Source organism: Martelella lutilitoris, assembly GCF_005924265.1.
GTDB lineage: Bacteria > Pseudomonadota > Alphaproteobacteria > Rhizobiales > Rhizobiaceae > Martelella > Martelella lutilitoris.
In genome coordinates this window covers 321,783-345,961 of record NZ_VCLB01000005.1, presented here as the reverse complement: position 1 = coordinate 345,961, position 24,179 = coordinate 321,783, and the positions used below count along the sequence as shown (strand labels likewise).

Annotated in this window: 26 protein-coding genes and 2 tRNA genes; 2 read left to right on the top strand and 26 right to left on the bottom strand. The window is 58.4% G+C overall.

Going from position 1 to position 24,179, the window contains the following annotated elements; genetic code table 11:
* Positions 1-35: 35 nt before the first annotated feature.
* From FF124_RS10855 to FF124_RS10795, 13 genes are all read right to left on the bottom strand, one after another.
* Positions 36-650, bottom strand: coding sequence for an NADH-quinone oxidoreductase subunit J (locus tag FF124_RS10855; RefSeq protein ID WP_138748497.1), 615 nt, complete (start codon positions 648-650; stop codon positions 36-38).
* A 136-nt stretch (positions 651-786) separates the two neighbouring features.
* A complete protein-coding gene (nuoI, locus tag FF124_RS10850) occupies positions 787-1,278 on the bottom strand; it encodes an NADH-quinone oxidoreductase subunit NuoI (RefSeq protein WP_106301226.1) in 492 nt (163 codons plus the stop codon).
* Positions 1,279-1,318: 40 nt separating this feature from the next.
* Positions 1,319-2,365, bottom strand: a complete 1,047-nt coding sequence (nuoH, locus tag FF124_RS10845; protein ID WP_138748496.1) for an NADH-quinone oxidoreductase subunit NuoH — start codon at positions 2,363-2,365, stop codon at positions 1,319-1,321.
* A gap of 10 nt (positions 2,366-2,375) precedes the next feature.
* A complete protein-coding gene (gene nuoG / locus FF124_RS10840) occupies positions 2,376-4,457 on the bottom strand; it encodes an NADH-quinone oxidoreductase subunit NuoG (protein WP_138748495.1) in 2,082 nt (693 codons plus the stop codon).
* A gap of 85 nt (positions 4,458-4,542) precedes the next feature.
* Positions 4,543-4,902 (bottom strand): pentapeptide repeat-containing protein, encoded by a 360-nt coding sequence (locus FF124_RS10835; protein WP_138748494.1) that lies wholly within the window; start codon positions 4,900-4,902, stop codon positions 4,543-4,545.
* A gap of 4 nt (positions 4,903-4,906) precedes the next feature.
* Positions 4,907-6,205, bottom strand: coding sequence for an NADH-quinone oxidoreductase subunit NuoF (gene nuoF / locus FF124_RS10830; protein ID WP_138748493.1), 1,299 nt, complete (start codon positions 6,203-6,205; stop codon positions 4,907-4,909).
* 9 nt (positions 6,206-6,214) lie between these two features.
* A complete protein-coding gene (gene nuoE, locus FF124_RS10825; protein ID WP_138748492.1) occupies positions 6,215-7,177 on the bottom strand; it encodes an NADH-quinone oxidoreductase subunit NuoE in 963 nt (320 codons plus the stop codon).
* Positions 7,178-7,299: 122 nt separating this feature from the next.
* Positions 7,300-8,490 carry an NADH-quinone oxidoreductase subunit D gene (locus tag FF124_RS10820; protein ID WP_138748491.1) on the bottom strand — a complete coding sequence of 397 codons (1,191 nt, stop codon included), beginning with the start codon at positions 8,488-8,490 and terminating at the stop codon, positions 7,300-7,302.
* Positions 8,487-8,921: a GFA family protein gene (locus FF124_RS10815; protein WP_138748490.1), complete on the bottom strand. Its 435-nt coding sequence runs from the start codon at positions 8,919-8,921 to the stop codon at positions 8,487-8,489. Before FF124_RS10815 ends, FF124_RS10820 begins: the two co-directional genes overlap by 4 nt.
* A gap of 10 nt (positions 8,922-8,931) precedes the next feature.
* On the bottom strand, positions 8,932-9,528 hold the full coding sequence (locus FF124_RS10810; protein WP_138748489.1) for an NADH-quinone oxidoreductase subunit C: 597 nt from the start codon (positions 9,526-9,528) through the stop codon (positions 8,932-8,934).
* A 15-nt stretch (positions 9,529-9,543) separates the two neighbouring features.
* Positions 9,544-10,122, bottom strand: a complete 579-nt coding sequence (locus FF124_RS10805) for a NuoB/complex I 20 kDa subunit family protein (protein ID WP_024707024.1) — start codon at positions 10,120-10,122, stop codon at positions 9,544-9,546.
* A complete protein-coding gene (locus tag FF124_RS10800; RefSeq protein WP_138748488.1) occupies positions 10,113-10,478 on the bottom strand; it encodes an NADH-quinone oxidoreductase subunit A in 366 nt (121 codons plus the stop codon). The genes FF124_RS10805 and FF124_RS10800 overlap by 10 nt, the downstream gene beginning before the upstream one ends.
* Positions 10,479-10,889: 411 nt before the next feature.
* Positions 10,890-10,966 (bottom strand) — tRNA-Asp (locus tag FF124_RS10795).
* Positions 10,967-11,339: 373 nt separating this feature from the next.
* Between FF124_RS10795 and FF124_RS10790 the strand changes: the two genes are divergently transcribed.
* A tRNA-Val gene (locus FF124_RS10790) sits at positions 11,340-11,415 on the top strand.
* Between the two features lie 38 nt (positions 11,416-11,453).
* On the opposite strand, the gene FF124_RS10785 is transcribed toward FF124_RS10790, so the two are convergent.
* The 5 genes from FF124_RS10785 to FF124_RS10765 all read right to left on the bottom strand — a co-directional run bounded on the left by FF124_RS10785 (position 11,454) and on the right by FF124_RS10765 (position 14,393).
* Complete coding sequence (locus FF124_RS10785) at positions 11,454-12,569, bottom strand: tyrosine-type recombinase/integrase (protein ID WP_246072361.1); 1,116 nt, start codon at positions 12,567-12,569, stop codon at positions 11,454-11,456.
* Positions 12,569-12,823 carry a helix-turn-helix transcriptional regulator gene (locus FF124_RS10780; RefSeq protein WP_138748486.1) on the bottom strand — a complete coding sequence of 85 codons (255 nt, stop codon included), beginning with the start codon at positions 12,821-12,823 and terminating at the stop codon, positions 12,569-12,571. The genes FF124_RS10785 and FF124_RS10780 overlap by 1 nt, the downstream gene beginning before the upstream one ends.
* Positions 12,823-13,014, bottom strand: coding sequence for a helix-turn-helix transcriptional regulator (locus FF124_RS10775; protein ID WP_138748485.1), 192 nt, complete (start codon positions 13,012-13,014; stop codon positions 12,823-12,825). Before FF124_RS10775 ends, FF124_RS10780 begins: the two co-directional genes overlap by 1 nt.
* 81 nt (positions 13,015-13,095) lie before the next feature.
* Positions 13,096-13,647, bottom strand: coding sequence for a hypothetical protein (locus FF124_RS10770; protein ID WP_138748484.1), 552 nt, complete (start codon positions 13,645-13,647; stop codon positions 13,096-13,098).
* Between the two features lie 116 nt (positions 13,648-13,763).
* Positions 13,764-14,393 (bottom strand): hypothetical protein, encoded by a 630-nt coding sequence (locus FF124_RS10765; RefSeq protein ID WP_138748483.1) that lies wholly within the window; start codon positions 14,391-14,393, stop codon positions 13,764-13,766.
* A gap of 511 nt (positions 14,394-14,904) precedes the next feature.
* On the opposite strand from FF124_RS10765, the gene FF124_RS10755 reads away from it, so the two are divergent.
* Positions 14,905-17,958: an SIR2 family protein gene (locus FF124_RS10755; RefSeq protein ID WP_138748481.1), complete on the top strand. Its 3,054-nt coding sequence runs from the start codon at positions 14,905-14,907 to the stop codon at positions 17,956-17,958.
* Between the two features lie 69 nt (positions 17,959-18,027).
* Here the strand turns inward: FF124_RS10755 and FF124_RS10750 are convergent, their stop codons facing one another.
* The 8 genes from FF124_RS10750 to FF124_RS10715 all read right to left on the bottom strand — a co-directional run bounded on the left by FF124_RS10750 (position 18,028) and on the right by FF124_RS10715 (position 24,131).
* The gene (locus FF124_RS10750) at positions 18,028-19,653 is read right to left on the bottom strand and encodes a terminase large subunit (RefSeq protein WP_138748480.1); all 1,626 of its coding nucleotides are present in this window, start codon (positions 19,651-19,653) and stop codon (positions 18,028-18,030) included.
* Positions 19,619-20,038, bottom strand: coding sequence for a phage terminase small subunit P27 family (locus tag FF124_RS10745; protein WP_138748479.1), 420 nt, complete (start codon positions 20,036-20,038; stop codon positions 19,619-19,621). The genes FF124_RS10750 and FF124_RS10745 overlap by 35 nt, the downstream gene beginning before the upstream one ends.
* A gap of 2 nt (positions 20,039-20,040) precedes the next feature.
* Positions 20,041-20,349 (bottom strand): head-tail connector protein, encoded by a 309-nt coding sequence (locus FF124_RS10740; RefSeq protein WP_138748478.1) that lies wholly within the window; start codon positions 20,347-20,349, stop codon positions 20,041-20,043.
* A complete protein-coding gene (locus FF124_RS10735) occupies positions 20,337-20,717 on the bottom strand; it encodes an HNH endonuclease signature motif containing protein (protein WP_138748477.1) in 381 nt (126 codons plus the stop codon). The genes FF124_RS10740 and FF124_RS10735 overlap by 13 nt, the downstream gene beginning before the upstream one ends.
* Before the next feature lie 136 nt (positions 20,718-20,853).
* Positions 20,854-21,234: a hypothetical protein gene (locus tag FF124_RS10730; protein WP_138748476.1), complete on the bottom strand. Its 381-nt coding sequence runs from the start codon at positions 21,232-21,234 to the stop codon at positions 20,854-20,856.
* A 24-nt stretch (positions 21,235-21,258) separates the two neighbouring features.
* On the bottom strand, positions 21,259-22,428 hold the full coding sequence (locus FF124_RS10725) for a phage major capsid protein (RefSeq protein WP_138748475.1): 1,170 nt from the start codon (positions 22,426-22,428) through the stop codon (positions 21,259-21,261).
* Positions 22,425-22,937, bottom strand: coding sequence for an HK97 family phage prohead protease (locus FF124_RS10720; RefSeq protein ID WP_138748474.1), 513 nt, complete (start codon positions 22,935-22,937; stop codon positions 22,425-22,427). Before FF124_RS10720 ends, FF124_RS10725 begins: the two co-directional genes overlap by 4 nt.
* A gap of 3 nt (positions 22,938-22,940) precedes the next feature.
* Complete coding sequence (locus FF124_RS10715) at positions 22,941-24,131, bottom strand: phage portal protein (RefSeq protein ID WP_187326898.1); 1,191 nt, start codon at positions 24,129-24,131, stop codon at positions 22,941-22,943.
* Positions 24,132-24,179: the final 48 nt, after the last annotated feature.

Sequence of the window (24,179 nt, the reverse complement as noted above, 5' to 3'; positions counted from 1 at the left end):
TCCTTGAGTCCGTATCCCTGCTGAATTCTCTTAAATTATAGGCCCTGTCCGGGCTTGACCTTGACGACCTCGTGCGCCGTCTCGGGCGTGCGCGCCACCTGCTTGCCGATGTTCTGGCGCTTGACGTCGGTGCGATGCTTGAGCGTCAGAACGATCGCGCCGATCATGGCCACCAGCAGGATCAGCCCTGCGACCTGGAAGAAATAGGCGTAGTGCGTGTAGATCACGTCGCCGATCGCCTGAACGCTGGATGTTTCAGACAAGGGGTCCATCGGCATGGCCGTGTTGGAGGCGATCTCCGGCGAGATGAAGGTACCGCCGACGACCACGATCAGTTCGGCCAGAAGCACGATACCGATCAGCGCGCCGACCGGCGCGTAGCGCAGAATGCCGGACCTGAGCGCGGTGAAGTCGATGTCCAGCATCATCACCACGAAGAGGAACAGCACCGCGACCGCGCCGACATAGACGACGAGCAGCAACAGGCCGAGATATTCCGCGCCGGCCAGGATGAACAGCGCAGCGGCGTTCACGAACACCACGATCAGAAACAGGACCGAATGGACCGGGTTCCGCGCGGAAATCACCATGAACGCCGAGGCCACGGCGATAAACGCGAAAATATAGAAAAAAAGAGCCTGGAGACCCATCTTGGTGCCTTCTCTTCCTGTACGTCGCGGTAGCCCCGGACGCGTCTCATTGAAAAACCCGCCGATTGGCCAGGCTTTCCGTTCTCAGTTCGTCAACTCCGAGCGGCAACGCGCCGCCCGGCATGTGTCATGCGTCTCAGCGGTAGGGCGCGTCCATGGCAATGTTCTGCCCGATCTCGCGCTCCCACCGGTCGCCATTGGCGAGGAGACGTTCCTTGTCGTAGTACAGCTCTTCACGCGTCTCGGTGGCGAACTCGAAATTCGGCCCCTCGACGATGGCTTCAACCGGACATGCCTCCTGACAGAAGCCGCAATAGATGCATTTCACCATGTCGATGTCGTAGCGCACCGTGCGGCGCGTGCCGTCATTGCGGCGCGGGCCGGCCTCGATGGTGATCGCCTGGGCGGGACAGATCGCCTCACACAGCTTGCAGGCAATGCAGCGTTCCTCGCCGTTGGGATAACGGCGCAGCGCATGCTCGCCGCGAAAGCGCGGGCTCACCGGTCCCTTTTCGAAGGGATAATTGACCGTCGACTTCTGGGCGAAGAAGTAGCGCATCGTCAGAAAGAACGCCCCGACGAACTCCTTCAGGAAGACGGCATTGAAAGCCTGAGCAACAGAACCCATTTCAAATTCTCCAATCCGGCGCTTGGAAAAGCACCATCAATCAGCCCACCCAGCCGGTCAGTTTCACAACGAAGGCCACAATGACGACCATGGCGAGCGACAGCGGAAGAAAGACCTTCCAACCGAGACGCATCAGTTGGTCATAGCGGTAGCGCGGCACGAATGCCTTCACCATGCCGAACATGAAGAAGCACAGCAGCACCTTGATCAGGAACCAGATGACGCCCGGGATCCAGTTCAGCACCGCGACATCGATGATCGGCAGCCAGCCGCCGAGGAACAGCGTCGTCGTCAGCGCACACATCAAGACGATGGCCGCATATTCGCCGAGCATGAACATCATGTACGGGGTCGAGCCGTATTCGACCATGAAGCCGGCGACCAGTTCCGATTCCGCTTCCGGAAGGTCGAAGGGCGGACGGTTGGTTTCGGCGAGCGCCGAGATGAAGAACACGATGAACATCGGGAACAGCGCCAGCCAGTTCCAGTCGAGGAACGAATTCGGCAGACCAAGCATGGTGCCGAGACCGGTCTGCTGGGCGTAGACGATATCCGAAAGGTTCAGCGACCCGACCGTCAGAAGCACGGTGACGATGACGAGGCCGATCGAGACTTCGTAGGACACCATCTGCGCCGCCGAACGCAGCGAGCCGAGAAAGGCGTATTTCGAGTTCGACGCCCAGCCGCCCATGATCACGCCATAGACCTCAAGCGAGGAAATGGCGAAAACATAAAGAATGCCGATATTGATGTTGGCGATCACCCAGCCGTCGGCAAAGGGGATGACGGCCCAGGTGGCGAGCGCCAGCGTCACCGTGATCAGCGGCGCTAGCAGGAACACGACCTTGTCGGCGCTCGCCGGGATGATCGGCTCCTTCAGCACGAACTTGAACAGGTCGGCAAAGGACTGGAACAGGCCGAAGGGACCCACCACATTCGGGCCGCGACGCATCTGCACGGCAGCCCAGATCTTGCGGTCGGCCAGCAGGATGAAGGCGATACCGACAAGCAGAAGGACCAGCAGCAGCAGAGACTGACCAACCATGATCAGTCCGGGCCAGAGATAGGTTGAGACAAAAGAATCCATTGTTCGGTCCTTATTCCGCCGCTGCCTTGAAATTATTGCGCGCCAGCGCCGAGCATTCGGCCATCACGGCAGAGGCCCGGGCAATCGGGTTGGTCAGGTAGAAATCGGTGATCGGCGAGACGAAACCGGCTTCTGCGAGATCCCCACCCTTCGATGCCGCCGTTTCGACCGCCTTGATATCAGCGTCAGCGATCGCGTCAAGCGCGGCGAGGTGCGGATACTCGCCGTAAAGCGCGGCCCGCAGCGCCATCAGCGAATCGTAAGGCAGCGTCTTGCCGAGGACGCCCGAAAGCGCCCTGAGCACCGCCCAGTCCTCGCGCGCGTCACCCGGTGCAAAGCCTGCGCGGTTGGTCATCTGCACACGGCCCTCGGTGTTGACATAGGTGCCCGACTTTTCCGTGTAGGTCGCCGCCGGCAGAACCACGTCGGCGTTCATCGCGCCGGCATCGCCGTGCGAACCGATATAGACGGTGAAAGCGGCTTTCTTGGCGGAGAAATCGAGTTCGTCGGCGCCGAGCAGGAAGAGAACATCCGTATCGCCGAGCATCCGGGCCGCATCCTTGCCGCCCTCGCCCGGCACGAAGCCGATGTCGAGGCCGCCGACGCGCGAGGCCGCGGTGTGCAGCACGGCAAAGCCGTTCCAGTCTACCGTCACCGCGCCGACATCGCCGGCAAGCTGAGCCGCCTTGGCCAGCACGGCCGCGCCGTCTTCGCGCGACAATGCGCCCTGCCCGACCATGATGATCGGACGTTCGGCCTTCTTCAAAACGTCGAGGAAACCGAGCGAACCGGAGGCGAGATCCGACAACGTCTGCGGACCGGCGCCGAGATATTCGTAATCGTAGCGCAGGTCGGCCTGCTCGCCGATCACGGCGATCGGAAAATTGGCCTTGCGGAAGCGCTTGCGGATGCGCGCGTTCAACACCGAAGCCTCGAAGCGCGGGTTTGCGCCGATGATCAGCAGAGCGTCAGCATTCTCAATGCCTTCGATCGTCGGGTTGAACAGATAGCTTGCGCGGCCATTCGCAGGATCAAGCTTCGTCCCATCCTGACGACAGTCGATATTGGCCGAGCCGAGCGACGCCATCAGGCCCTTCAGCGCGTACATTTCCTCGACGCTTGCCAGATCGCCGGCAATCGCGCCGATCCGGTCACCGGCAACGCCGTTGACCGCCGACTTGATCGCGGCAAAGGCATCATTCCAGTTGGAGGCCTGCAGGCGGCCGTTGACGCGGATATAGGGCTTGTCGATGCGCTGGGTGCGCAGACCGTCCCAGATGAAGCGGGTCTTGTCGGAGATCCACTCCTCATTCACCTCTTCATTGACGCGCGGCATGATGCGCATCACTTCGCGACCGCGCGTATCGACGCGGATCGCCGAGCCGACGGCATCCATGACGTCGATCGATTCGGTCTTGTTCAGCTCCCACGGACGGGCGGTGAAGGCGAAGGGCTTGGAGGTCAGCGCGCCGACCGGGCAGAGGTCGACAACATTGCCCTGCAGTTCCGACGTCATCGCCTGTTCCAGATAGGTGGTGATCTCGGCATCCTCGCCGCGGCCGATCAGGCCAAGCTCGGAAATGCCGGCCACTTCCGTGGTGAAGCGGACGCAGCGCGTGCAGTGGATGCAGCGGTTCATCACCGTCTTCACCAGCGGGCCGATATACTTGTCCTCGACGGCGCGCTTGTCTTCCTGATAGCGCGACGCGTCGATGCCGAAGGCCATGGCCTGGTCCTGCAAGTCGCATTCGCCGCCCTGGTCGCAGATCGGGCAATCGAGCGGATGGTTGATGAGCAGGAACTCCATCACCCCTTCGCGCGCCTTCTTCACCATCGGCGTCTTGGTATAGATTTCCGGCAGCGAGCCGTCCGGGCCGCCGCGAATATCCTTCACGCCCATGGCGCAGGACGCTGCCGGCTTCGGCGGTCCGCCCTTCACCTGAATGAGGCACATACGGCAATTGCCGGCAATCGACAGCCGCTCGTGAAAGCAGAAGCGCGGAATTTCGGCGCCTGCCGACTCAGCCGCCTGCAACAGCGTGTAGTGGTCGGGAACCTCGATTTCCTTGCCGTCTACAATCAGATTTACCATATCCGTTCTTCCCGCTTCGCCGATGCTCCCCAAGAGGTCGTCGGCATTCCATTCTCGATTGCGTATGCCCTATCGGGGCTCCGCCTCAAGCCTTGTGTTCTTTCCACAGCGCCAGCAATGCGCCGACATCGATGCCTTCAATCGTCATGCCATCCACACGGCAGTCGCTAATCGAGACACCCGAGAGATTGGCATCCGTCACGATCATGCCGGAAAAGTTCACGTTGTTGGCACGCCAACCCGACATGTTCACATTCTCGACGCTGCAGCCCGACATGTTCGCATCGTTAAAGCTGGAGCCGGACAGCGTAACCTTGCGATAGCTGCCACCCGAGAGATTGACGTTTTCGCAGGAAACCCCGGACAGGTTGACGTCGTCGAAAGCCGATCCGGAAAGATCGCTCTTGCTTGCGTCGATGCGTGTGGCCTGTCCGTGGATGTCCATTGCCTTACTCCGCAGCTTCCATCACCACGCCGTCCGACGTGGCGTTGGCGGTATACTGGTCGATCCGCTTTTCGATTTCCGGACGGAAATTGCGGATGAGGCCCTGGATCGGCCAGGCTGCGGCATCGCCGAGCGCGCAGATCGTGTGGCCTTCAACCTGTTTGGTAACCTCGAACAGCATGTCGATCTCGCGCTTCTGGGCGCGGCCTTCGACCATGCGCTCCATCACGCGCCACATCCAGCCCGTGCCTTCGCGGCACGGCGTGCACTGGCCGCAGCTTTCATGCTTGAAGAATTCGGCAAGCCTTGCGATCGCCTTGATGATGTCGGTGGACTTGTCCATGACGATGGCGCCGCCGGTCCCGAAGGAGGACTTCACCTCGCGCAGACCGTCGAAGTCCATCTGCACGTCCATCATGTCCTCGCCCTTGACCACCGGGCAGGACGCGCCGCCGGGGATCACGGCAAGCAGGTTGCTCCAGCCGCCGCGAATGCCGCCGCAATGCTTTTCGATCAATTCGCGGAAAGTGATGCCGAGGCTTTCTTCCACCACGCAGGGCCGGTTTACATGGCCGGAGACCATGAACACCTTGGTGCCGACATTGTTGGGACGGCCGAAGGAGGAGAACCAGCTCGCGCCGCGCCTGAGGATCGTGGGTGCAACCGCGATCGATTCAACGTTGTTCACGGTGGTCGGAAGACCATAAAGTCCCATATTGGCCGGGAATGGCGGCTTCAGGCGAGGCTGGCCCTTCTTGCCCTCAAGGCTTTCCAGAAGCGCCGTCTCCTCGCCGCAGATGTAAGCGCCGGCGCCGTGATGGACGATCACGTCCATGTCCCAGCCGCACTTGTTGTTCTTGCCGAGAAGACCGGCCTCGTAGCACTCGTCGATCGCCGCCTGCAGCGCCTCGCGCTCGCGCATGAACTCGCCGCGGATGTAGATATAGGCCGTATGCGCGCCCATTCCGACGCCCGCCAGCAGGCAGCCCTCGATCAGGTGATGCGGATCATGCCGCATGATCTCACGGTCCTTGCAGGTGCCGGGCTCGGATTCGTCCGCATTGACAACGAGGTAATGCGGGCGGTCATCCTTGGGCATGAACGACCATTTGAGACCGGTCGGAAAGCCCGCGCCGCCGCGACCGCGCAAACCCGAATCCTTCATTTCCTGCACGATCCAGTCGCGGCCCTTGTCAACCAGCGCCTTGGTATTGTCCCACGAGCCGCGCGCCATCGCGCCCTTCAGCGACTTGTCGCGATGGCCGTAGAGGTTGGTGAAGATGCGGTCCTTGTCTTTTAACATGCTTCACTCCTAGCGCGCTGTTCTGCCGAACACTTTTTCATATTCCTCGATCCCGCCCTTGGCGAGAACGCCTGCCTGCCGCAGCCATTCATCACGCTCGATGCGGCCGCCAAGCTTCAGCGAGGCATTGACCCAGGCGCATTCGCCCGGCGTCCATGCGGCGATCTGCTCGAATTTGTAGATGCCGATATCGTTCAGAAGCGTCTCGATCTTCGGACCGACGCCGGAAATCATCTTCAGATCGTCCGGGTCTTCCGGCTTCCGGTCGGCGGCCGGCGGACGATCGCCTTCAGCCCCGTCGAGCGCTTCCGGCGATCCTGCGCCCTCATCGGTCTCGTCTTCGGCGCCCGCATCATCATCGTCATCATCGGTCAGCGAGGTGAACCCGCCCTCCGGCGCGGAGAACCACCGGTCGATCTGCGGACCGGGCTTGATCTCATCGCCGCGGCCGGCCTCGAAGGCATCGATGATTTCTTCCAGACGTTCCGGCGTCAGGTCCTCATAGGCGTCCTTGAAGATCATCACCATGGGGGCGTTGGCGCAGGCGCCCTGGCACTCGACTTCTTCCCAGGAGAGCGTCCCCTCGGCGTTCGGCTCCAGGGCCTTGGCGCCGATCTTCTTCTTGCAGACATTGATCAGATCGCCGGCGCCACGCAGCATGCACGGCGTCGTGCCGCAAACCTGGATATGCGCCTTGGTGCCAACCGGCTTTAGCTGGAACTGCGTATAGAAGGTCGCGACCTCCAGCACCCGGATCAACGGCATGGAGAGCATGTCGGCGACCTTCTCGATCGCCGCGCGCGTGACCCAGCCTTCCTGTTCCTGCGCCCGCATCAAAAGCGGGATCACGGCGGACTGCTGGCGGCCTTCGGGATATTTCTTGATCGTGGCTTCGGCCCAGCGGGCATTCTCGTCTGAAAACGCGAAAGCGGCAGGCTGGACATTCTCATCGGCTAGTCGACGAACGGACATGCTCTCTTATACCTCTTCGGAGGTTCTGGTCACGGCTTTCGCATATCCCATGTTCTGGCACCGGCCTTCAACCGGTCCGGGACAGCAAAAAGCGATTCTTGAAATTTGAAAGGCGTCAGCGCTCACCGGTCCACCTCACCGAACACGATGTCGAGCGTCCCGATGATGGCGGTGACGTCGGCAAGCTGATGGCCCTTCGACATGAAGTCCATCGCGGAAAGATGGGCAAAGCCCGGCGCGCGGATCTTGCAGCGATAGGGTTTGTTGGTGCCGTCGGAAACAAGGTACACGCCGAATTCGCCCTTGGGCGCCTCGACGGCGGCATAAACCTCGCCTTCCGGAACATGATAGCCCTCTGTGTAGAGCTTGAAGTGGTGGATCAGCGCTTCCATCGAACGCTTCATCTGCGCCCGCTTCGGCGGCACGACCTTGCCATCCATCGAATTGAACGGGCCGGTCTTGGCATCGCCGAGGAGCCGCTCGACGCACTGCTTCATGATCTTCACCGATTCGCGCATCTCGTTGATGCGCAGAACCCAGCGGTCGTAGCAGTCGCCGTTCTTGCCGATGACCACGTCGAAATCGAGGTCGGAATAGCATTCGTAGGGCTGCGCGCGACGCAGGTCCCAGGCCGCGCCCGAACCGCGCACCATCGGGCCGGAAAAGCCCCAGGCGAAGGCATCCTCGAGCGTGATATTGCCGATATCGACATTGCGCTGTTTGAAGATGCGGTTGCCGGCCAGAAGCGCCTCGATGTCATTGAGCTTGGCCGGGAACTGCTCGCACCACTTGCCGATATCCTCGACCAGTTCCGGCGGCAGGTCCTGATGCACACCGCCGGGCCGGAAATAGGCCGCATGCATGCGCGCGCCGCAGGCACGCTCATAGAACACCATGAGCTTTTCGCGCTCTTCAAAGCCCCACAGCGGCGGCGTCAGCGCGCCGACGTCCATGGCCGCCGTGGTGCAGTTCAGAAGGTGGTTGAGAACACGGCCGATTTCGGAGAACAGCACGCGAATGAGCTGGCCACGAATCGGGATTTCGACCTCCAGCAGCTTCTCCACGGCGAGCGCGAAGGCGTGCTCCTGGTTCATCGGCGCCACATAGTCCAGCCGGTCGAAATAGGGCACGGCCTGAAGGAAGGTCTTGGTCTCGATCAGCTTCTCGGTCCCGCGGTGAAGCAGGCCGATATGCGGGTCGACGCGTTCGACGATCTCGCCGTCCAGCTCCAGCACCAGACGCAGCACGCCGTGCGCGGACGGGTGTTCCGGGCCGAAGTTGATCGTGAAATTGCGGACATTATGTTCAGTCATGCCGATGGATCCTGTTGTGCAGCATAAGCCGCAAAGAACTCTGCGGACGTCATCTTCTTGGTATCGTTGGCGAAGGCGTAATTGTCCGGCTTTTCGTCAACGAAAATCTCGCTGGTGAAGCGGAAGACGCCGGGCGTATCGAAGGCCTGGGCGGAGACAACGATATCGGAGCCATCCTGCATGCGCCAGAAGAGCGTCGATCCGCAGGTCTTGCAGAAAACGCGCTCGCCGTAATCCGACGACTTGTAGACGCCAAGCATATCCGCGTTCTCGACCTCGACGGCCGTGCCGCAGTCGACGCCGAGAAAACCGGCGCCGCCGCTCCAGCGGCGGCAGAGGCTGCAATGGCAGACCCCCATCTCGTCGCTTGCGGGGCTTGCGGTAAAGCGAACCGCTCCGCAGATGCAGCCGCCGGAAAGCCGTTCAGCCATCACGCCCTCCTCAGCTCGCCTTCTCGTCACCGGGCAGGACGTATTCGGGTCCTTCCCAGGGGCTCAGGAAATCAAAGCTGCGGAATTCCTGTCGAAGCTCGACAGGCTCGTAGATCACCCGCTTGGCTTCCTCGTCATAGCGCAGCTCGACGAAACCGGTTGTCGGGAAATCCTTGCGCAGCGGATGCCCCTCGAATCCGTAATCCGTCAGGATGCGGCGCAGGTCCGGATGACCGGAGAAGGGAATGCCGTACATGTCCCAGGTCTCGCGCTCGAACCAGTCGGCGCCCGGGAAGATCGACGTGATCGAGGGGACGACCTCGTCCTCTTCGACCGCGACCTTGATGCGGATGCGCATGTTCTGGGTCGGCGACAGCAGATGATAGACGACATCGAACCGCTGGGCCCTGCCCGGCCAGTCGACGCCGCAGACATCGATGATGTTGACGAAAGCGCACTGGCCGTCATCGCGCAGGAATTTCGCGACATCGACGATTGCCGCCGGCGTGGTGAAAACGGTCAGCTCGCCATGGGCGATGCGCGTGTCCGTCACGCCTTCGCAGGCATCGCGGATATGGGCGCCGAGATCGTTCAAAGCTTCACTCATGCTGGTCTCCCGCCGCTATCGTTCGATCGTGCCGGTGCGGCGGATCTTCTTCTGCAGAAGGAGAACGCCGTAAAGCAGCGCTTCCGCCGTGGGCGGACAGCCCGGCACGTAAATGTCGACGGGAACGACCCGGTCGCACCCGCGGACGACGGAATAGGAATAATGATAATAGCCGCCGCCATTGGCGCAGGAGCCCATGGAGATGACATAGCGCGGCTCCGGCATCTGGTCATAGACCTTGCGAAGCGCGGGCGCCATCTTGTTGGTCAGCGTACCGGCAACGATCATCACATCCGACTGGCGCGGTGAGGCGCGCGGAGCAAAGCCGAAGCGCTCGCAGTCATAGCGCGGCATTGACATCTGCATCATTTCGACGGCGCAGCAGGCAAGACCGAACTGCATCCACATCAGCGAACCGGTGCGCGCCCAGGTGATCAGCTGCGCGGACGAGGTAACAAGGAAGCCCTTGTCGGCAAGCTCGTTGTTGATTTCGCCGAAAAAGCGGTCGTCAGCGCCGACCGGCTTGTTGGTCATCGGATCGACCACGCCCTTGGGAACCGGCGCGACCAGCGTTTCGTCCTGGCTCACTCCCATTCGAGTGCTCCTTTTTTCCATTCATAAATGAAGCCGATCGTCAGCACGGCCAGGAACACCATCATCGACCAGAAGCCGAACCAGCCGATATCGCCGAAGGACGCCGCCCATGGAAACAAGAAGGCCACTTCGAGATCGAAGATGATGAACAGGATCGCGACAAGATAGAAGCGGATATCGAACTTCATGCGCGCGTCATCGAATGCGTTGAAGCCGCATTCATAGGCCGAAAGCTTTTCCGCATCGGGCGCCTTGAAGGCCAGCGCGAAGGGCGCGACCATCAGGGCGAGCCCGATGATGAGACAGATGGCGATAAAGATGACGATCGGAACGTAGGAACTGAGGACTTCAGCCATAAAAACACCCTTGCCGTTTGGTGGCGCCCGGGTCAGCGCACCCGCAGGATAAACCGCGAGACCGAAAATTGATAGATGTCGGGGTTGTGGTTAGCGCAGCCGACGCGCTCGCGCAAGCCATTGCGGCTTCATTTCATGGCGCTGCAACAATCTTTCGGTAAGGGAATGCGGCGGTTTTGCGTCGCTTGCGGGCTTTTGAACAAGGTGCGGCAATTTGCTGCGCTTTGAAAGAAGCGCTGCACGCAGCCATGACGGTCCGCAAGTCCGGCGCCAAAGTCAGTCGGGACGAACTTTGATCGCGCGGGAATCGCCGCACATCGGCGAACCGGATCGACCAGTCGCGCGCGACACATCATATTGACTGCAACGCAACGCAGCAGACGACTAAAATCATGAAGAGGAAGGAGAAAATGGCGCGAGTGACGGGGCTCGAACCCGCGACCTCCGGCGTGACAGGCCGGCACTCTAACCAGCTGAGCTACACCCGCGCATTTTGCCGTTTCAGGGGCAAGCGCTTGTTTTCGTGAGCGCTTGTCTGTCTGGCGTGAGCGGCTGTTTAAGGGGGACGCCTGCTACTGTCAAGCGACATATCTCGCATTTCTGTTTTTTTTGCGCGCCCCCTCCTGGAAGGCCCGGAAAACCGGCAAAATCGCCATCGGGAAAATACTCGCCGGCCCTGGCTCCGGTTCTGACGACAGCACTTTTCTCTTCTCCCGCGAACGAATCCGAACGGATCGATTCATGCGTCCCGCAAGACCGTCTGCGTCATTCACAGGCTTTTTGAAAAAAAACGCAAATTCGGCAAAAACCCTCTTGCGATTTTCGTCCTATCCGCCTATTTCACGCCTCACCAACACGGGCGGGCGATTAGCTCAGTTGGTAGAGCGCCTCGTTTACACCGAGGATGTCGGGAGTTCGAGCCTCTCATCGCCCACCATTCCCTTTTTAGGGCACTGTTTTCCCATCATAATTTCCTCAATTTGTCTCATCGCTGTTTTTCGCTTTTGAAAGTGAGACATTTCTGTTCCTGAAGCGTTCGACACGTTCGAAGGCATTTCGGGAGAGACGGCGCTTTTCAGCCTCGCGAATGTAGATCTGTGCAGTGCTGAGATTGCGCCATCCGAAGGCCGCGCAAAGTTCCGGCGCAGACACTTCGCTTTCAGCCATGATCACGGCAGCAGCCTTGCGAAGGCCGTGAGCGCTGCAACGCTTCAGCCCCGCCTGATTGCACCATTCGCGCATCTTGTTGCCGAGACCTTCTTTCACGAACGGCTTGCCGAAACTGGTCACCAGATAGGCCATATCGCCCGTCTCTGTGCGTTCGAGCGCTTTGATAAGGTCAGAGGTCATCGGCACCTCGATCAGCACCGGAAAGCGGTCACGGTTCTTTTCAGCGGTGAACTTCAGCCAGCGCCGACCGTTGATCATGGTTTCGTGCTGGCGGCCGAGGCGGCATGCGTCGGAGATCCGCGCGCCCACATTGATCATGATTTCCATCGCCAGTCGCGGCTTGCTGCCGAGCGGATGAAAGGCGCGGAACCGGTCAACTTCTTCCGGCGTCCATGTGTGGAAGCCTTCCGACTTATTGTTGATCTTGCCGACACGCGCTGCCGGGTTTTCCACGGCAAGCTTTTCGTCAATCGCCCAGTTATAGAGTGCGCGCATCACCTTCACGAGCTTGTCAGCTGCACCGGGCGTTTCGCGGCGCTTGAACTGGCTGGCCTCCATGTCCTTCTTGCGGAACTTCTTGTAGGGCAGCGCACCGGCCGTTTCGCAGAACCGCAACAACACACTGCGCTTGTCGCGCCGGGTGGCCTCATTGAGCCGCTGGAAGCGCTGCGAGCGAAAATACTGATCGACCAGCCAGTCAAAGGTTTCTTCGCGGGGCGATTCCTTTTTCGGTTCCGCCATACCATTAAGGACGGCCAAGGCCGCCCAATACTCATTCATGAATTCCGGTGTGATGTTCCCCTGATCGTCCTTGTACGCCGCCTTGATCCGCACTTTCGGCTTACCGACTTGGCGCACGTAGTAGCGCGGGTTTCCGCGCCGATCAGGATCATAGACACAATAGCGCAGTCGGGTTTTCATCAGGCCACCATCCCATCAAAGGGATTCTCATCATCGTCCTGGCTTTCGCCATCTTCAGAAAGACGGCTCCAAGCCGCCCTCACCTTCTCAGTGTCCCAAAGCATCACGCCGCCGATCTTGCGCCCCTTCGGCATGCGTCCATCAGAAACCCATGCCTTGAAAAGCGACGTCGAGATTGCCAACGATGCCGCTGCCTCTTCTGCCCGCAACGCAAAACGGGGGATCGTCACTTCCCGCAAACTGTTACCGGCCATCAGCCCTTCCTTTCGTCGTTTCGGCCCACCCGGCTAAGATCGGCCCTCTTCATGCGAATGGCGGAGGTTGCCCCGCCCAGCTTGTAGGCCCCCGGCAAGCGCCCTTGCTTGAACAGCCGGGAAACCGTCTTCTCGGAAACATCAAGCTCATGCGCGATCTGCTTGCGCGTCATGATGTTCTCAGTCTTCATTCTCCATCCTCACCAAACCAGAAAGCCAAGCCGCCAGCCGACCTTCGAAAACACCTGAACCGATTCCCTTTGATCGGCCTGTTATGCGTTCGTGTCGGCCCCGTAAGCGGCTTCAAGAACCTCTTCGGGGTGGCGATTGAGAGAAACCATCACGCGGTCGAAAACCTCGTTGATGAAAACCATGGCAAAGCCTTCGGGTTGTCCGAGGGCTTGGCGGATATCAGCCAGCGCATCAGCGCCGGATTGCCAGAAGGCCACGTAGCTCCTGTCTTCAGCGACGGCGAGAAGGGTGTGCCCAAGAAGCTTGCCCCGGTTGCTGAAAGGCAGGCCGGGTTCGCGTTCCGGGTGCCAAGCGGTCTGGTCTGTTCCCGTGTATGCAAAGCCCCTTGCCGCCTTGAAGGCATTCGGAAGGTCTTTCACGCCCGCATCGACCACGGCCTTGGCAACCGCAATCTCCATCAGCGTGTGAAAGCCGAAGCTGCGATAACGGCCCGGCGAGCCGCCGCCCTCGATCTTGTCTTCGCGCTCACCCGAAATGACATCGCGCTTCATCCAGCTTTGCAGCGTGGCGTTGCTGATGCCTGCGGCCTTGATGACCTGTCCGGTCGAGAACTTCTCCTGAAAGATTGTCACTGTTTGCTCCATAAGTTGGCGATTGACCACTTATGGCAGATTTACCTCAAGTTGGCAAGTGTACACATTGAACGATTCAGGTCGAGGTTTCCGCCGTATCACACGCCGAAAAGCCCTTATCTCTCACGCCCAAAACCGCCATGCGTCGCCTTCGAAGCGTAGCATTTGACAACCCCACGCTTAGCCACCGGCCGGACAAGGCGATGCACAGGAACGACATAGCCACGTTCAAACTGCAGGCCCCGTCCATCCGGCACGGTCGTATCAATCTCACCGTCGGTCATGGCGCGATCCCCAAAGCGGTGAACGTTGGTCTGGTCGCCTCCGGCCACCCAGCCCAGCCAAGGTTCGTTATTACCTTCATCCGCCTCGTCATGCTGTTCATCGGCCACGTCAGCTTCGCATTCATTGTCGGCCGCGATCAGCTCTTCAGGGCAGTATTCGCGATCCTGAAGAGGGGTGGAAGACCAGCCAAGCGTTGGTTCACGGTCGCCGCCTTCCTCGTAATCGGCGTTATCGACTTCCCGGTCATCATCGCAGGACATGGCGTTTACGGGCCGCTGCCCTTCGTTCGGCCAGCCATTCACCGGCTCGCTGGTGCCATCATCTTCTGCGTTCTCGTCGCCATCGTAGACGTCCAGAATATCCAGAAGCCGCTCCACCGCTGTTTCGATCTTCCTGCGCAACTCCGGCGTCAGCTCGACAAGCCGGGTGAAATCATCCTGCGTTGAAACCGAATTGCTCATATCCCTGCCCCTTCGACTGGCATGTTCGTGCGGATCAAGGCGACGCTACCGCTGCAAGGCCTTACAAGCTCCGGCCACATCGAGATCCTGGCAAAGCTTCGCCGTTCGCGAAAATGAGTGTTCATTCGCGTTGCTCCATTTAGGTCACTATGGTAATCAATATTTTATGTTGATAACTCAAGGCGGATTCTCCGTCAACATAAAATGTTGATTTCATGACCCCAGCACAGTGTAGAGCCGCCAGAGCTATGATTAACTGGACCCAGCCGCGTCTTGCAGAGGCTGCCGCCCTAGGCCTCTCGACCGTTGTAGATTTTGAGAGGGAACGACGGAAGGTTTCCAAAGAAGCCGTTAATGCTATGCAACGCACTCTAGAAACTGCTGGTGTTATTTTCGTGGCCGAGAATGGAGAAGGCCCCGGTGTTCGTATGAAGAAGGGGATGACCTAAACAAAAAAGATATGGTACTCACGAAATCAATGTGACAACCAAAAATATTCTAGGGCCCAAATATGAGTAGCATACCCCTGAGTGCATACTTTGATGAAGAGGCTCTTTTTGATCGATTGACAGAAGGAATTTCAGGGCAAAACAAAGAGGTCCTGTTTGTAGTCGGAGCACCACTGACAGCACCCACAGCTCAGATAAGTACCGGCGTGCTAGACGTCAGCGGCGTCACGAACTTAATCAGAAATTATTTTAGTGGAACTAGTAGCTTTTCGAAACTGGAAGAATCTCTAAGGAATAGTTCGAATGCCTATCAGCAAGCCTTCGAGTTTCTGTCGGGCAGGAGAGGTCCGCACGTCGCTGAGCAGATTATTAAGTTGGCGGTCTTGAATGCGCATAGCTCTTATGAAGGCGACCCCCAAAAAAACGGATTCTCAGTTCCGCCTGATAGTGTTCTTATTGAACTCGAAAAGAATACATCGGCATGGCACCTAACGCCAGGTGTTAAGTCTTTGGGAGAGCTTTGCTCGAAGGCCCCTGAAATATTTGGAAAAAAAATAATAACATCTAATTTTGATCCTCTTATAGAGGTATCAATCGAAAGTGCGAGCGGAAAAGCGTGGCGGACAGTATTGTTTACTGATGGCGACCCTTTACGAAGCGAAGCTTCGGGCTGCCATGTCATACATATTCACGGCTTCTGGGTAGGGAGTGACTGCCTGCACACCGGTACTCAGCTCTCACAAAAGAGGCCCTCGTTAAAGAATTCCATTCTGACGCTAATGAAAGATAAAATTGTCGTCGTTTTGGCGTATGGCGGCTGGCGAGATATTTTTACGGATTCATTAAGAGCGCTTGTGGCTAATGCGTCTGAATTTCCAGAGATTATTTGGACTTTCTATAGCGATACGCCGGAGATAGATGAGGAAACGCTTAATTTTCTTCAACCGGGTTTGGATCGTGGGCGAGTTTCTCTATATCGCGGCATCGATTGCCATAGAATTTTGCCAAGATTGAGCGCCTTCTGGTCCGAACAGAAATCGACCAAAGATGATGATTCGCCTAAGGACGTTGAGCCGGAACCAAGCACGCCGCCGGAGCTTCCGATACTAAAATTACCTCAGTTTGGGTCAGACAGGCCACCCAGTATAGATCACTGGGTAGGTAGGGAGGATGAAATTGGTACGCTCCACAGAAGCACCGCAAAGGTTGTCTCTATAACCGGCCTCGGAGGCGAAGGTAAATCGGTTTTAGCTGCCCACTATCTTTCCGATGTCGAGAAAGGAAAAACTCCTTATGTTCATGTTGACTGGCGGGATTGCAAAGAAGAAGGAGATCGGATCAGGACACAAATTATCTCAGTAATTGGGCGCCTCTCAGGCGGAAAGACATCATTTTCAGATCTATCTAGGTCGAGCGAATCTGACTTAATTGATATATTTATTGAATTATCACGAGAGGTTTCGACGGTTATTGTTCTCGACAACGTTGATCATTACGTAGACTTCGGAGAAAGTAAATACTTAGGAATACTAGATAAGTTAGTATTTAAATTTTCCAATAGTTCAACTAAAAGCAGACTAATCATCACTTGCCGCCCTCCCATAAAGTATGATCTTATGGGTTTCGATACAATTAGACTAACCGGCCTTTCACTTGGTGAAGTTATTCAGCTGTTCGAAAATCGTAATGGTAAAAATAGCATCGACCACCGTGCCATTAATAGAGTTTTCGAATTTACAAAAGGCCACGCTTTTTGGAATGATCTGATATCAGCGCAAATCGCACGAAGAGATAAACTGACCATCGATATGATACTTGATGATCTGGAGCGTGGGCGAGCTGAAGGTCCAGACATTTTATCTAGTATATGGGGCGAGTTACCGGATAGGGAAAGGCTAATTCTTCAGGTTCTATCAGAAACGGTGAGGCCGGAGAACTCTGAGACCATTTTCGAAATGGTCTCATCCAAGCTGCGATACAACAAATTTGATCGTGCGATGAGGTCTCTGACTAATGCCAATCTGCTGGTCGTTAAGAAGGAGCGAAACGAACCCGATCTTTATGACCTTCATCCGCTTGTCGGGCAGTTCGTTCGCACGAATTTTGCTCGCTCTGAAAGGTTGGGTTTCATCGAGATAGTGCTGAACCAATACGCTGTCATCATCAGCGGCATTGGAAAAATAGTTGGCGTCCACCTACCGCAATCTTTATTGGAGAGGTTCTCACAGAAGGCAGAACTGGAGATAGAGGCAGGAAAAATCAGTGATGCGTTTAATACATTATTTGAAAGTTCGGACGCGCTTATAGGAAGCGGAAACATAGAAGAATACATTAGAGTTGCAAAAATACTTTTCTCTAATACTAATTGGGAAATTAATAGTAGAGAAATTGATGTTTTTGACAGAGTGTTAACTTCATATGTAGAGTGCTTATCTCTTCATGATAGGTTTGATGAAGCTGAAGGTGTACTTGATACATTCAGAAGATATGTTCCAGAGAATACGGCAAGGTTCATTGGCTATTGTGATATACGTTGTTACCTATATTGGATCAAGAAAGACTATGATGAATCTATCAGGTGGGGCGAAAGGGGTGTAGAGCTTAAGGAAACGTCAAATGTTGATACTCGGCATGATTGCTCTCATAACTTAGCGCTCGCACGTAGAGACAACGGTGACGCAAGCCGCGCTATTAGCTTCTTTTGCAAACAGCATTCCCTTGAAGAGTTGATCGATCCCGCCTCAGAAACAGCAAAAGACGACGGTCCTCTTTTAGGAAATGTAGGTCGTTGTTTGCAGTTGATGGGGCGGCATGAGGAAGCATTGGTCTGCCTCCGCAAATCTGCAATAGCCGTCGAGGGCGACAATGGTAAAAGTAGGGCTAACAATCGAGGTTGGGCACGGGAATGGATAGGGAATTCACTTGCAGAGACGGGGGCCATTGATCTTGCCTATGCTTTCTATCGTGACGGCGCGGAGATTCTTAAGTCGACATCGCCACACCGAGCGAGGAAAATGCTTCTTGCCGCCGACGCGCTGCCAACCGAAGAAAAGATGGACAAACTTCACCAATTTGAGTTGGAAAATCGGGTCAGAGCCTGGCTAAGAACTAAATGACCTAGACTGCACTTTTAACCTTTGCGGAACGTGGAACGATGCTTTTGCAATGCGCGTTGATCGGGGTGCTCAAAAATACGCCATCGCCTCTGACCATTCCTCACTGTCATAAACGGACAGGCTGCTTTCCCCAGCAGCCGCACGGCTGATGGCCATGGCGGCGGCAACAGCGCCGTCAATGCGATCCTTGCTCTTGCCCTTGTGGAAGGCCTTGTTGCCCGCTGCATCGGTGTGAATGGCGATGTTTTCAAAATTCCAGCGTAGCACCGGATGCCCGCCATGGATCAGGCGACGGCCGAGAATGGCGCGTTCGAGTTCCTTGATCGCCGGGGCCATGGTCACCCAGCCCTGTCGCATTTCCACGGCCGGGAAACCGTCTTCCTGAAGATTGTTGAGCATATTGCGCGCCATGTGCGGGTCGAAGGCGATTTCATGCACATCGAAGCGGGCGCAGAGTTCGCGAATATGGTCCTCGACAATGCGGTAGTCGATCACCTCGCCGGGTGTCGGGATGATATGGCCCTGTTCGGCCCATTCAGGGTATGGAACGCCGTCACGGTCGGCACGGCCGCGCAGATTGTCTTCAGGGCAAAAGAACCATGGATGGACGATATAGCCGTCGCCATTGCGCCATGCGGCGACCACGGCGGTCAGGTCGCTGACGGCTGACAGGTCAACACCGATCCAGCACGGCTTATCTTCCATCTCGTCGGGATCGACGGGGAAGCTGCCTTCGTCATAGATCAGCATATCGACAAACGGGTCGGCGGAATGATCCAGCCAGACATTGAGATGAAGCTGGCGGAAGGCCTCGCGTTCGCCGGGGCGTTCCTGCGCCTCGCGGGCAAGCTGGCGCAGACCATCGATATCGGGGAAGCCATCGGCAAGGCCGGGATTGGCCCGGTACCAGTGCGCTTCATCGCGCCAGTCGGCATCGCGCGGGGTTTCAAACAGAATGGGCAAGGTACCGGGATCATCGATCTCGCCACGGGCGACCTTGCGGGCATAGTCGTAAAAGTCGGCCGCAACATTCTCGCTGCCGCGTCCGGCCGTGGATATGACCATCAAAAGCGATCCTGGCACTTTCGTCAGGCCCGTGCGCACCACGTCCCACAGCTCGCGTTTCTTCCACGCATGCAGTTCATCCACGAGGGCAAACATTGGGGTTCGGCCGTGCTGGGTGCCTGCATCGGCAGAGATCGCCTCCAGAAACGCATTGCTGCGCGGCGCTGTCAGCCTGTTCTTGCTGTCGGTGAGCTTGAGGCGGCTTTCCGCCTTCGGGATCGCCCGGACAATGCCAATGGCTTCATCATAGGCAATGCGCGCCTGCTTGCGGTCGGATGCGGCAAAGATCGCCTCGCCACCGGGCACTGCTTCCGGGCCGATGGTATGGAGAAGGCCAAGGGCAGCGCCCAGCGAGGTCTTGCGATTGCCGCGCGGCAGAAGCATCGCGACATTGCGCACGATCCGGCGGCCGTTGGCATCGCACGGGCCATAGATGCGCCGGACAATCCGCTCCTGCCATTCGGTGAGATCAAAGGCATGGCCGGGAAGCCGGGATTTCGGGTGGCGCAGCATGCGCAGGAACTGAACGGCACGCTCGCCATAGCCGAAGGGATCGGGGATCTCGGAACCGTCATAGATCCAGTCAGGGTAAGCGTCAGAAACTGAAGAGGCCGAACTGGTCACTGTCATCATCCTTGTCCTGTTTCATGCCGGAGCGGGCGCGTGAGGCCGGTGTCAGGCCAAGTTCGGCCGATAGCCGGACAATGACCGCCTGAGACTTGCCGAGAAGGCTGCTGGCGGGGTTTTGCTTCAAGCTGCCGTCGGATGCCCGCACCACCGCCCCATGCTCGTCTATGGCCTTCTGTGCCTGCCGCTCGTTCCACTTGGCGCGGATATAGGTTTCGACCGTGCCCAGCATGGCTTCGTTCAGAATGTCCCGTTCGGTGAGATCGCTCACCACCGTATCCCATTCGCCGGTCATGGCCTCCGGCAGGCTGTCGGGCATGGGCGGGGCTTCGGTGAAGGCGTCTTCCAGCGCATGGGGTGCCGCCTTCGGCCCGCGTGTCGTGCCCATGGTCAAAAGCTCCAGTTGCGGTATTCGTTGACGATCTCGCGAACGCCCAGCGGCACATAGCGCGGGCTGGCATCGATCAGCACGGCCTCGCGGTTCGCGTACCAATGGCCGGTGAGCATCAGTACGGCCTGTTGCAGGGATGCCGGGATCGGGTCTTGTCCTTCGCTGCCAAAGGTCTTTTCAATGCGAAAGCCCAGAAGCCGTTCGATATGGTTCTGGGCTGCAATCATCTGGTTTTCGATCAGCGCGTCGTCATCGTCAAAATCGACACGCAGGTGAAGCTTTGCCTGTTCAAGGCTTACGATAGCCATCGCCGTTCCTTCTTTCCGTTGGAGATCATGCGCCGCTCTTCCGCCTGCTTGGCGCTGTTGTGGCAGGGCGTGCAAAGCGGCTGCCAGTTGGCCTTGTCCCAGAAGAGATCGTGATTGCCCTTGTGCGGGCGGATATGATCGACAAGGGCAGCCGGTGAACCGCAGCGCATGCAGACCGGGTGTGCGGTCAGATAGGCCTTGCTTTCCCGCTGCCATTCGGCGGTATAGCCGCGCTGCCGGGCAGATGGCCGCTTGGCATCGAACCGGGCCTTGCGGTCCCGGTTCTGCTTGGCAACGCGCTCGCAGCGCATGCCGCTGTCATGAAGCTTGCCGCAATAGCCGCAAACGCGCGCGCCTTTCTTCGGCATGTCTGTCTCTCCGGGTGGGGATTGAATAAGGGCGGCCGTGTCACCTTGAACCGTTCGGACCAAAGAATTGGTGCAGGGGGTGGCAGGTGACTTGTCGCTGTTCGGCGGGCCGCGTCGCCGTCAATGATCCCCCCTGTTAGTGGACCGGCCGCGTCGATGCGCTGCCGAGAATGAGAATGGCGGCAACGGCAATCGACGTGCCGCTGTTCTTCGCCAGGTGAAGCCGCAGGAAGCGCCTGTAGCCGCGATAGCCGATGCTGGTCATGCTATCGGCGGCAAGGGTTTCCGGCGTGTTGCTGTCGAGCTGGTCGGCCGCAACGGCGCTGAAGTCCTCGCCGTCGTCGCTTTCTTCCAGCGTGGCGGTAAAATCGCCGTCACCGGCAATGCCGCCGGTGCCAATGATCACGGCCGCACTGTCAAAGCCCTGCAGGTCAATGACCGGGCCGTCTTTCGTGGCGGTAGCAATGCCGGGTGTCAGGGCCGTGCGAACGGCAATGTTGTTTGCGAGATCGCGCATGGGAATGTCCTTTCGGTGTTTGGCTTACTTCGTGGCCATCTTCAGCTTGCGGAAACGGGCCGCCTGCAGCACCTTGCCGCCCACGCGCCTTGTGGCGTGAATGCGGGTCAGGCCGGAGGTTGCCAGCAGGTAGGGATTGACGAGGACGGACAGGCCGATGCGGTCCACGATGCGATAGGCCGAGAAGTCGCCATAGATGATCGGGAAGGCATTTTCCTCGATGCCGGGCATATCGGTCATTTCGACAACGGGACGACCGAGCAACGTTTCCGGCTGGCCTTCCTGATAGCTGGGCTGCCAGAGAAAGCGGCCGTCGCCATCCTTCAGCGTCCGCAGACGGCCAAGCGTGGTGCCGTTCATCGCCCATGCGCCCCGGTTGCGATAGGTCGCGGGCAGCGAATAGAGAAGCGCGATCAGCGCGGCCGGGTCGATATTGGCGGCATGGCCATTGGCAAGCGGTTTGATATCGGCATTGGTCATGAAGCCTTCCGGCTGAAGCACGCCATTGCCGTTAACGAAGGCGGCCCCTTCCTTGACGCCAAAATCTTCCGACAAGGCCAGATTGACTTCCGCCTCTGCCTGTCCGGCACTGTCGGCCAGAAGCTGGTTGGAGACATCGACATAGGTCTTCAGCTCTTTCACCGGGATTTCCGCCTGCCCGAAGCCCGGCTGAGACTCTTGCTGTTCCTGCGTCTCTCCGCCCCATGTGGCGTTGGTGATGCCGGTGCGCTTGGGATAGATCACCGACGCCCCGCCGGTCGAAGACACGGTTGCCACAGAGCGAACCGGCGAGAACTCGTAGAGATCGCGGATAAACTCATTGGCCATTTCGGCCGGGGCCAGATAGCCGCCACCGGGATCGGAGGAAACCGTCAGGGCTTTTCGCTCTTCCGACGGCATGGCATCGCCACGGGTGAGGTAAGCGGCGAAGGCCTTGCGCTCTTCGGTGATATCGTCATGACCGGAACCGCCAAAGCCGCCATCGGGGCGGTTGGCTTTGGTCTCAAGCGCCTTCAGGCGCTCTTCCAGCTTGTCGGAACCGGCCTTTTCTTCGACGGCCTTCAGGCGGTCGTCCACCGTGCGGGTGAGGTCTTCCAGCGCCTTGTTGACGATACCGGCCGGGTCGTCTTCGCCGCCGGTCTTGGTGATGATCTGCGCCGATCCTGCCAGCGCCTGCATGTGAAGGTGTTTCATTTGTTTACCTTTTTGAGATGCGCCGTGGCGCGGTTGAGGGCTTCGGCCAGAGACAAAGCCCGGATGGCGTGTTTGGCGCTTGCGACATGTGCGCCGGGATGCATGGGAACCGTCACAAGGCTGACTTCGATCAGCTCAAGCGCGGTGATGGTGCGACCGCCGCCCTTGCGGGGAGCCGCCTTGCGGGTGACGAAACCGACCGAAAGCCCGCGCACCGCACCGGCCTTCACCAGTGCATGGACTTCGCGGGCGCGGGCGAGATCGTTCACCAGAAGCGAACCCTTGACCTTCAGCCCGTCGGCCTCTTCGAAAGCGTCCGTCCAGGTGCCGACCGGATCGCCATGGTCATGGGCAAACAACATCGGCAGCGGCAGGGAGATGCCCGCAAACGCGCCTTTCTCGATCACGTCGCCCACGCGATCAGGCGCACCGAAGGGCCATGCCAGCCCCTCGATTGCGCCGCTGTCGTCTGGAACAGCCAGTTTGGTTTCAATGAAGAAGCGTTCCATGGTTCAAACGTCTCCCTTGCCGGTCGCGTCAGGCTTGGCAGCGTCGGCATCGGTGTTGATATGCGGGTTGGAAAAGGCTTCGCCGCCCTCGTAGGGCGGCAGGTCCAGCCAGTGGCGGCCTTCATTGGCGTTGAGAACGCGCGAAGAGATCAACGAGGAAATCGCCGTGGCCCTGTGGGTGAGATCGGCACGGGTCAGGTCGTCACGGTCGAAGACAAGGCGATAATCGGCGCGTTCTTCAGGGGTGAACAGCGCCACGCGGAAAGCGCCCTCAAGGGCGCGCAGCCAAGGCTCCAGCGTATAGGACAGAAACTCTTTGCCCATCTGCTCGGAGTTCGACCATGTGGCCCGCTCAAGGTCGTAGATCATCGATGGCGGCACACGAAAGCCACGGGCGATTTCGAGGATCTGGAATTTGCGGTTTTCCAGAAACTGCGCGTCGGTGGAATTGAAGGTGATCGGGCGGAAGGTCGCGCCATCCCACAAAATGGCCGTGCGGCCGGAATTGTCCGTGCCCTCATGGGCCTTGCGCCAAGCGACAGACATCTTCTTGAGGCCTTCGTCACCCAGCCCCTTTGCCATCTCGATCACACCGGACGGCCGCGCGCCATTGCGAAACAGCTTGCGGGCATGGGTTTCCATGTCCTTCGCTGTGCCGATAGCATCGGCCGCCAGAGACAGGCAGGACCGGCCGAACGGGCCGCGCAGGTAGATCACGTTGCCAGCATCTTCCGGGCGGTTGTTGATACGAAAGCGCGGTTCGCTCCGGCCATCGGTGGAAAAGTCCACCGTCACATGCGACGACTCGTAACGGACGATTTCCCGCACCTCGCCGCCGACACGATTGATCCAGGCAACGGCACCCCGGTCATGGGTCAGCGCCGTTGCGACAAGATCGCGGATCAGTTCGAAGGTTGAGGTCCAGTCATTCGGCCTGTCGGCCAGGAGTTTCGAAACCGGGTGCGCTGCATCCGGCGTCCATGTCGTGCCCTCGCGCCGTTCCACCCGGATATCGAGCGTTGCGCAGGCTTCGGAAATCAGGCGGATGGCGCTTTGAACGGCTGGAACCGTCAACGCCACCGCAAGCGAAACGCCAGAGCCGGAACCCGTGCTGCCGGTAAACAGCGCAAGCTCCGCCTCAGTCGGTTCGGATAAGGATTTCTGTTCGGTTTTGGAAAATGGCCATATCTTCATAGACCATTTTATGCCCCCTCACCCCCGCATCACGGCAGGCGACAATTA